The 8758-nt window shown below is 40.2% G+C and carries 6 protein-coding genes; all 6 read left to right on the forward strand.

What is annotated here, in order from left to right:
* The coding region (gene sov, locus AC6F75_RS12300) for a T9SS outer membrane translocon Sov/SprA (protein WP_500715337.1) at nt 1–4461 on the forward strand (4461 nt) is incomplete at its 5' end.
* Between the two features lie 30 nt (nt 4462–4491).
* Nucleotides 4492–4872, forward strand: coding sequence for a glycine cleavage system protein GcvH (gene gcvH, locus AC6F75_RS12305; RefSeq protein ID WP_500715338.1), 381 nt, complete (start codon nt 4492–4494; stop codon nt 4870–4872).
* Entirely contained in the window at nt 4841–5251 is a 411-nt protein-coding gene (locus AC6F75_RS12310) for a VanZ family protein (RefSeq protein WP_500715339.1), read from the forward strand. Before gcvH ends, AC6F75_RS12310 begins: the two co-directional genes overlap by 32 nt.
* Before the next feature lie 53 nt (nt 5252–5304).
* Complete coding sequence (locus AC6F75_RS12315) at nt 5305–6024, forward strand: energy transducer TonB (protein ID WP_500715340.1); 720 nt, start codon at nt 5305–5307, stop codon at nt 6022–6024.
* A 106-nt stretch (nt 6025–6130) separates the two neighbouring features.
* On the forward strand, nt 6131–6928 hold the full coding sequence (locus AC6F75_RS12320) for an energy transducer TonB (protein WP_500715341.1): 798 nt from the start codon (nt 6131–6133) through the stop codon (nt 6926–6928).
* A 114-nt stretch (nt 6929–7042) separates the two neighbouring features.
* Nucleotides 7043–8758, forward strand: a 1716-nt coding sequence (gene remB / locus AC6F75_RS12325) for a gliding motility outer membrane protein RemB (protein WP_500715342.1), incomplete at its 3' end; no start/stop codon positions are given.

Genomic DNA, 8758 nt, shown 5'->3' on the forward strand with positions numbered 1-8758 from the left:
TTGTCTTCCTATGCCACCCGAAGACTGTTTATCAATGAAATATTTCCTGACACTGATATTGTTCAGGGGCAAACCCAGGCAATATTCTCTTTAGATTTATCCTATTTCCCTGATGAAAGAGGTCCTTACAATTTCAATCCCGAAACAGGTGGTACAAACTCGCTGCCCAATCCGGCTTCCAGATGGGCGGGAATAACCAGGGCATTAACCACAACCGATTTTGAAAACTCAAACGTTGAATACATCCAATTTTGGGTCATGGACCCGTTTATCTACGAAGAAAACGCCGGCAACAATGGGGGGCAATTAAGGTTCAATCTGGGAAGTATCTCTGAAGACATACTCAAAACCGGCAGAAAACAATATGAAAACGGTTTGCCTCCCGATGGCGGAACCCAAGGCACCACACCAACAATTTACGGTAAAGTGCCAACAAACCAGTCACTTATTTATGCTTTCGATACCGAAGGTGAACAAAGAGCAAATCAGGATTTAGGATTGAACGGTGCAACAGATGCTGAAGAAGCTGCCTTATTCCCGCTGTTTGGCGGTTTGCCCGATCCTGCCGGTGATAATTACACTTACTTTTTACAGGCTGAAGGTGATATAGTAACAAGGTACAAAAACTACAACGGCACTCAGGGAAACTCACCAAGTGAGGTGACTCAAACCAACAGGGGCTCTACCACTTTACCCGATGTGGAAGACTACAACCGAGACAATACCATGAACACGGTAAATAGTTATTTTGAGTACAATATTGATTTATATCCCGGGATGGATGTGGACAACAACCCATTTATTGCGGATGTTAGAGAACTGGAAGTAAACCTCCAAAACAACCAAACCCAGGCTGTGAGATGGGTGCAGTTTAAAATTCCGATAAGTAAGCCCACAAGAGCTGTTAATGGAATAACTGACTTTAGGTCCATCAGGTTTATGAGAATGTACCTGACTGATTTTGATCAGGACATTACCTTCAGATTTGGAACATTGGATTTAGTCAGGGGAGATTACAGAAGGTTTACGCAAAGTATACACCCTTCCGGAATTTTACCTGAAAACAGTAACACACTCTTTGAAGTTGAATCTGTAAGTATCGAAGAAAATGCAAGCAGACAACCCATTCCGTATGTATTGCCTCCGGGGGTTTTCAGGGAAGAATTAATAAACAACAATTCAAATATCCGTCAAAATGAACAATCTTTAGCACTCAGGGTGTGTGATTTAGAACCGGAAGACGGCAGGGCAGTCTATAAAAATTTCAGTATTGACATGCGTCAGTATAAAAATTTGGAAATGTTCATACACGCCGAATCATTGGTCAATCAAATTGCGTTAAGCGATGGCGACCTTGTTGCGTTTATTCGTTTGGGGAATGACTTGACACAAAACTACTACGAGATCGAGGTGCCGTTAAACCCAACAGCTTTTGGGGCAACGAGCCGGGAAGAAATATGGCCAATCCAAAACAGGCTGAACCTTCCGTTAAAACTGCTACAAGAAGTAAAAGCCAGGGTACTGGGCAGTCCCGAAGCATTTGACCTGAGCGAAGTGGTGTTTTTTGACGAAGCTGACCTGGAAGGCGGTTTGGGTGGCCCCGAAAACGACATGAGAATCGGGATTAAAGGAAACCCCAGTTTTGGTGCTGTAAGAACGATCATGCTTGGTGTGAAAAACAGCACCGCTAACAACATTTGCGGTGAAGTTTGGTTCAATGAATTAAGACTTTCTGAATTAAATAATGAAGGCGGTTGGGCCGCAGTAGCCAGTATGGACGTCAACCTTGCTGATTTTGCAAACGTAAGTGCCATCGGAAGACGCACAACTGTAGGTTTTGGTTCGTTAGAGCAAGGACCTAATCAAAGAAGCCTGGAAGATGTTCAACAGTATGATGTGGTAACCAACGTAAACTTAGGGCAGTTACTCCCAAAAAACTGGGGCATTCAATTACCATTTAATTATGCCATAGGCGAAGAACAAGTCACCCCGCTATATGACCCAGAATTTCAGGATATTGAACTCGAAACCAGAATCAACAACGCCCAGGATGCCGATGAAAGAAACCAGATCAAGGAACAATCCATTGACTATACAAGAAGACAAAGCATTAACTTTATTGGGGTTAGAAAAGAAAGGACCGGCACCAAAAAGCCTATGCCCTATGATGTTGAAAACATTACACTGTCCTACTCATATAATCAGATAGACCATAAAAGCTTTGATATTGAAGAATCACTGGAACAAAATGTCAGGCTGGGTGCAACCTATGATTATAGCTTTACGCCAAAACTTGTAGAGCCCTTTAAGAAAAATGATTCCCTATTTAGAAGTCCATACCTGCAATTGTTAAAGGATTTTAACTTCAATTACTTGCCCACAAACATTTCTGCAAGTTCAAATATCATCAGACAGTATAATGAGCAAAAATTCAGGGAATTAAACCTGCTTCCCGGCAATATAGGTTTGCCCACCTTATATCAGCGAAACTATATGTTTGACTGGCAATATGCAGTAAATTATAACTTGACCAATTCTTTAAGGTTCAACTTCAATGCTTCAAACAATAGAATTGTTAAAAATTACATTGACGAAAACGGCATTATAAATAACGAGATTGGCGTTTGGGATGGACTATTTGATGTGGGTGTGCCCGACAGGCACTTCCAAACCCTGCAGGTGAATTACGATTTGCCATTTAATAAAGTGCCTTTTTTAAGATGGGTAAGAGCAACATATTCATATACAGGAAATTATCAATGGCAAAGGGGCAGCGATTTGTTTAGGAACATTGAACTTGAACTTGAGGATGGAACAGTAGATGTTTTTGATTTAGGAAACACTATCCAGAACTCAAACACCCACCGCATCAATTCAACACTGGATATGAATAATTTCTATCGTTATGTTGGCCTGACCAAAAAACGTCCAACAGCAGCTCGAGCCCGGGATGATGGTCGCGGGTTACCTGGTGCCGACGGTGAAAGAGGTCGCGATGGTGGCCGTGATGCCAGAGGAGGTGACGATGGACTCGCAGCGTTTACAACAAGAAATGGTGAAGCAGGAGGAAATCAACAAGGCGACCAAGGAGCACCCAGACTCACCGGAGGAGACAGGGCATACAACACATTGATTGGCATTATAACGGCCGTTAAAAGAATTCAGCTTAACTATCAGGAAAATAACGGTATTTATATGCCGGGTTATCTGCCTTCAGTTGGGTTTATGGGCTCTCTAAGACCAACAACCGGCTTCGTTTTTGGAGGTCAGGGTGAAATTAGGGAACTGGCGGCAAGAAATGGTTGGTTGACACTTTACCCGGAATTCAATGAACAATACACAGAAATTGAAAACGTCCAGTTTGATTATCAGACAAACATTGAACTAATCCCGGATTTAAAAATAGACCTGACCGGAAGCAGGACCTATTCCGAATCTTATGCAGAAAACTATATCGTAACAGGTGAACAGTACAGATCATTAACACCCCGAACCTTTGGGAATTTCAATATCTCGACCGTATTGATAAAAACGGCATTTACTACAAGTAATGAATTCTCCTCTCAAACCTTTCAGGATTTCAGGGACAATAGAATAATTATAGCAAACAGATTGGCGGAAGATTTTTATGGAGGAACAGGCTATCCGGTAGATCAGGATGGCTATCCGGTAGGTTTTGGCAAGAACAGCCAGGCTGTTTTATTACCTGCGTTTTTATCTGCCTATGAAGGGTCTGACCCGTCAAGTGTGAAAACAGGAATCTTCAGGGACTTCCCAATTCCAAACTGGGAACTCAGATATACCGGTTTAATGAAAATCAATTGGTTCAAACAAAATTTCAGGCGTTTTTCAATCCAACACGGCTATCGCGCTGACTATACCGTAAATCAATTTGAAACAAACCTGGATTATAACAGAAATAATCCGGGTGAAGTCGATCAGTCCGGAAACTTCAAAAACAGAATCATGCTTGCAAACGTGAATTTAGTGGAGCGTTTTAGCCCCTTGTTTAAAATTGATTTTGAAATGCAAAATTCAATTCGAATTTTGACAGAAGTAAGAAAAGACCGAGCTTTGTCATTGAGTTTTGCCAACAATCTCCTGACTGAAATTCAAGGGATGGAGTACATAGTGGGGTTGGGATACAGAATTAAGGATTTAAGAATAGGAACCAATTTTGGGGGCACCCAGCAAGTGCTGAGAAGTGATTTGAATTTTAAACTTGACCTCTCAATGAGGGACAATAAAACAATTATCAGGTATCTGGATGTTGAAAACAGCCAAGTAACAGCTGGCCAGACAATCTATGGAATCCAGTTTACTGCTGATTATGCCCTGAGCAGAAATTTAACAGCACTGTTATATTACGATCATACGTTTTCGGAATATGCCATTTCAACAGCGTTTCCGCAAACAACCATTAGAAGTGGATTGACCTTGAGATATACCTTCGGAAATTAATTAATTACACCATCACATAACACATATAAAATGAATATACCAGAAAACCTAAAGTACACCAAAGACCACGAATGGATTAAAATTGAAGGCGACACAGCCACTGTTGGAATTACAGATTTTGCCCAAAAAGAATTGGGCGATATCGTTTATGTTGAAGTAGACACCGTGGGCGAAACCATGCAAATTGAGGATGTTTTTGGCACTGTTGAAGCAGTTAAAACGGTTTCAGATTTATTTCTACCTCTCTCAGGGGAAATTATTGAATTCAATGACCAACTTGAATCAGAGCCTGAAAAGGTAAATGCTGATCCTTACAATGAGGGTTGGATGATTAAGATTAAAATTTCAGACAGTTCTGAAATAGACCAATTGCTGGATCATGAGGCATATAAAGAACTTGTTGACGCCTAAATTTTTACTTTTTTTAGCACTGTCGTTTACATTATTTATTACTGTTGGGTCTTTAGTAAGTACCTCGTCTATCCCAAAATTAAAGTTTGCTGTTTCTGATAAATTGATTCACGCTGTGAGTTATTTTATACTGATGCTTTTATGGGCTCTTTTTTTAGTTTCTCAAAACAAAAAACGAAACTTTAAATCCCTGGTTTCAATAACAGCCGTTTTTGCTTTTATCTATGGTATAATTATTGAGGTTCTACAAGGCACTTTGGTTGAAACCCGAACAGCAGATGTTTTTGATGTACTGGCCAATGGTTTGGGCATTGTAACTGCGGTTTTAGTATTGATTTTTCTTCAAAGTAACTTAATAAAGTTAAAAAGTAAAAATTAGCTTTATTATAAAATAGATTTTACATATTTTAGCAACAATTAAAAAGGAAAATTATGGAGCCTAAAAAAAATCCAAAAGCTGATTTAAGCAAACGTAGTATCTTTTTCTTCCAAATAGGATTGATACTAATGCTTTTCATTACCTGGCAGGCAATTGAATGGAAAACCTATGACAAATCCCTGCTTGATATAGGTCAGCTCAATTTGGAAGAGGATGAGGAGGAGGAAATTCCAATTACCGAATTCATCCCACCACCGCCACCACCGCCACCGCCACCACCGGCACCCGAAATTATAGAGGTGGTTGAAGACGATGAAGAAATTGAAGAAACAATCATAGAATCTACAGAAACTTCACAATTTGAAGAAATTGTCGAAATAGAAACCATTGAAGAAGCGGTTGAAGAAATATCCGATGTCCCCTTTGCGGTCATAGAAAACGTTCCAATTTATCCGGGATGTGAAAATATGCGAAACAATGATGAGAGAAAAAACTGTATGTCAGAGCGCATTGATGCCTTTGTGAGAAGAAACTTCAATTCTGAACTGGCTAACGATTTAGGATTAACCGGAAGACAAAGAATCTCGGTGCAATTCAAAATTGATACTAAAGGTAATGTGGTAGAAGTGCTTGCAAGGGCACCACACCCCAGACTTGAAGCTGAAGCAAAAAGAGTAATAGAGCGTTTGCCCAAAATGACACCCGGTAAGCAAAGAGGTAAAGCCGTAAACGTTATGTACAGCTTGCCAATTCTCTTCCAGGTAGAAAATTAAAAAAATAATTATTTGATTATCAAGCTGTCAATGTTTTATTGATGGCTTTTTTTGTTTTTTGGCATCTTAATTGATTTATTGATTGTGTTAACTAAAAGCTCAAACAATGAAAGCAATACAAAAAATGACGGCGTTCTTTAGTAAGAACAAAGTTGATAGTCCAAAATCTAAGAAAGATGCTAATTTGAACTACAACTCAACCTTGTATTTTCAAATAAGTTTAGTCATTAGCATTATTGCTGTAGCTTTAGTTATAAATGGAACTTATGGCACAGAAAGACAAGTGATAGCCTCCCCACTTTTTGATGATTATACCGAAGTTTGGTTGGGTGAAGTGGTAATTATAGAGCCTGAAAAACCTCCTGTTGAAGAGGTGAAGCCTGAAAAGCCCAAAAAAGTCAACCCCGTTGAAGTAAATATTGTCGAAACTCCCACCGCTAATGAAACCGACATTGATACTGACCCCGAACCGGATGTGGTTCACACAGGCAGCCCTGTGGTGGCAGTAACACCACCAACAACACCTGCACCTCCTGATAATAATATCTATTCTTTAATAGGAGTAGAGCGTGTACCTGTTTTCCCAGGTTGTGAAATGTTGACCGACAACAATCAAAGAAGAGATTGTATGTCTGCCGAAATCGGCAAACTGATCAACAGGAGATTCAATACAGAAATAGCCGGTGAACTTGGTTTAAACGGTAACCAAAGAATTTATGTGAGCTTTGTAATTGATAAAAGAGGAGAACTTGACCAGTTGCAGGTAAGGGCACCCCACCCAAGATTGGAAAGAGAAGCAGAGCGGGTAGTGAAAATGATACCCAAAATGATGCCCGGTATACAAAACAACAGGGAAGTGGATGTGAGGTTTACTTTGCCCATTATTTTTAATGTGGTCAATTAAAGTTAAGGAAAAGTTAGTTGAAACCCGATAGAGCAATCCATCGGGTTTTTGTTTATAATCTTTCAAAAATCATAAAAAAACGTATCTTTCGGCAACAAACATTAGATACTGAATATGACTCAAAAAGCCCTGACTCTATTTTTTTTCCTAACAGTTTTTTATGTTGCAGCTCAGGATTCCGGAAGTGAATTTGAAAAATACCCGGTTTTCCCTGAATGTGAAAATGAACCCGTTCAAAACCTGAAATCCTGTTTCAACAGCACGCTGCATGCGTTTATATATAACAATTTCAACACACCACAAATCGTTTTTGACGAGGGATACAGCGGGCAAATGGTCGTCTTTTTTGAAGTCACCCGCGAAGGTGAATTTAAAATACTGGCACTCGACGCCATCTATCAGGAACTGAAAGACGAATTACAACGCGTTTTTGACGAACTCCCAAAAATTCAACCGGCAACATTTAATGCCAGGCCCACATATACCCAATTTACACTTCCCATAAAAATACCTTTGCAAGCGGGTGTTTCAACCGGAGAAACAGTCGGGGTTAAAGAGATGATTTCACTGCAAAGGGACAAATCCAATGAGTATGACCAAATCCAAAATCTAGGGCTTTCAAACGAAAAATACAACAGCAACATCAACATTCCGCTGTCACACCAGGATTATGCCCGGATTGATTTTTATATGAATCAGGTGGGTAACAATGCGCATACTGCTCAAAGGCCTTTTACTTATAAAGAGGTCAATAAATATTATGACATGGAAGCCCGTGACACATTGCTTTTCAAAAATAAATCTTCCTGGTTTGGACGTAAGTGGTGGAATGAACATATGATAAGCTTCAAAGGAAAAGGCTATTGGTTCACCCTCGACCCGGGTGTTGACCTTCAGTTGGGGAAAGAAGCAGACAGCGATTTTGATTATACCTACAACAATACCCGTTTGGCAGTAGTTCAGGGAGGTTTAGGTAAAAACCTGAGCTTTCACTCTGTGATTTATGAAAGTCAGGGCAGGTTTGCCAACTATTTTAACCGTTATGCAGAATCCATTGCAGCCGATGGCGGAGGAAACCCTGCAATAATTCCCGGTTTTGGTATCGCAAAAGAATTTAAGGAAACAGCCTATGATTACCCCTTGGCAACCGGATATTTGTCATACAGTATGGGTGAAATGTTTAATGTGCAATTGGGTCACGCCAAAAACTTTATAGGCGATGGCTACAGGTCTTTATTTTTGAGTGATGTCTCAAGCCCAAGCCCTTTTTTTAAACTCAACACCAGCTTTTGGAAACTAAAATACACCAACACCTGGATGTCTCTTCGGGACGTGCGCCAGGAAGCAACTATCGATGGGGCGTTCACAACCAAATATATGGCTACGCACTACCTGAGTTACAACATCTCCAAAAGATTAAACATAGGCCTTTTTGAAAGCGTGCTTTGGGACAACAGTAACGACAGGGGCATTGACCTCAACTACCTGAACCCGATTATATTTTACAGGGCCATTGAATTTTCCACAGGACCGCGTTCCGGAAACGCCTTGATTGGTTTAAGTGCTAAATACAAATTTTCTGACCATTTCCTGATTTACAGCCAGTTGATTATTGACGAGTTTTCCACTAGCGATATTTTTGGCGGTGAAAAAAGCTGGAAAAACAAACTCGGTTATCAGTTAGGCTTCAAATACTTCAATCCGTTTGGAATAAATAACCTCTACATTCAGGCAGAATACAACCAGGTGAGGCCCTATACCTATTCACACAATACCATAGTGCTCAATTATGGGCATAACAACCAGTCCATGGCTCACCTTTGGGGAGCA

The organism is Planktosalinus sp., from assembly GCF_059864935.1.